Source organism: Lysobacter oryzae DSM 21044 (assembly GCF_059568595.1).
On record NZ_JCANTQ010000005.1, the window covers coordinates 1 to 1,405 of the forward strand.

Consider the following 1,405-nt stretch of genomic DNA (forward strand, 5'->3'; position numbering starts at 1 on the left):
ATTAAGGAGTGCCATCGCCTGGTGTCGCTGGGCGGCGGCTAACAATTCATTCAAGCCGAAGCCGCTTCGCGGCTCGGCTTAATTCAGGCGTTAGGGGGCGTGATGAAACTTTGGCAACGACGGACACTTGGCATTCTTACCCTTGGCGGGGGCGCCGTAGGCTTTGCGGCTGCGCTCACTTTGCTCTTGACGCGTAGCAATCCCATCGAGTGGCTCTTTTGCATCGGCTTTATCGCCATTTATACGTGGGGCGTTTGGTGCGGGGCGCGGCTGTTAGAGAGCCAGCCAGGCGCTGAACAGTCCACCCTCAAATACTGGCTCATCCAGATTCCTGCGTTTGGCTCTCCGCTTTTCGGCTATTTCCTAGCCAGCGGATTCCACACAACCGTTGCACTCCAGATTTTTCCGCTCAAGTTCAATGCCAATTTCCTTCTTGGCAGCACCTTCAATTATTCACTCATGCAATCCGGCAACCCATGGTTCATAGGGGTCAACGTATTCGCAATCGGGGTCGTATGGTGGCTTGCTCGCAAAGTTCCGCAGCCCGCCCCCTAACAATTCATTCAAGCCGAAGCCGCTTCGCGGCTCGGCTTAATTCAGGCGTTAGAGCGCATGGGCAACTTCGCGGTGACTCTTAGAGCAACAGCGGCCCTTGGCTTCGTCGGCCTCCTGGTCGGCGGGCTGTTTGCGTCCATCGGAATTGCGCTGTTTTCTGCAATATCGGACGGCGTAGACATCAAGGAACTGCTCATGTCGCCTTTGTCCGCCTTGCTCATATATCCATTCGCGCTTGGCTACGGCATCCTGCCTGCGTTCTTGGTATGTGTGCCGCTCTATGGCCTGCTGCGTCATTACAACTATGACTCTTACATATCCGCTGCGGTGACGGGTGTTGTTCCTGCCGCCGTTCTTGCAGCATCCGGAGAACAAGCCTTTGCGGGCTTCTTTGCCTGGTATGGCGTAGTTGTCGGTTTAGCTACCCATCACGCAGCGCGCACCGCCACCGCAATGGCCATGCGCTCTAACAATTCATTCAAGCCGAAGCCGCTTCGCGGCTCGGCTTGATTCAGGCGTTAGGTGCCACTGAGATGTCACAGCGACTTGCGGAAATAGCCGGCATCACCATCGTCATCGCGGCAATCGGCGCTTGGCAGTTACTCAAGTTCACCCATCAATACGGCCTGTTTTATCGGCTGAGCCCTGAGTACGGTGGCTGGATTCTCGCTGGCTCCCTATTGGCGATGTATGCAGTGGGCCTCCTTTACCTGCTACGAGACAAAAAGTAGTGCAGGATTCGGCAAAGGCTTCTTGCCGCTTTGTCCACGGGCGCCGGCTCACACCGGGTGGCGCCTAACAATTCATTCAAGCCGAAGCCGCTTCGCGGCTCGGCTTAATTCAGGCGTTA

General features: G+C 56.2%; 2 protein-coding genes. Both read left to right on the forward strand.

The window, feature by feature from the left end; all coding sequences use genetic code 11:
• Positions 1-102 precede the first annotated feature (102 nt).
• Positions 103-555, forward strand: coding sequence for a hypothetical protein (locus BP05_RS00110; protein WP_496359240.1), 453 nt, complete (start codon positions 103-105; stop codon positions 553-555).
• 57 nt (positions 556-612) lie between these two features.
• Positions 613-1,065 carry a hypothetical protein gene (locus BP05_RS00115; protein WP_496359242.1) on the forward strand — a complete coding sequence of 151 codons (453 nt, stop codon included), beginning with the start codon at positions 613-615 and terminating at the stop codon, positions 1,063-1,065.
• The last annotated feature ends 340 nt before the right edge of the window (positions 1,066-1,405 follow it).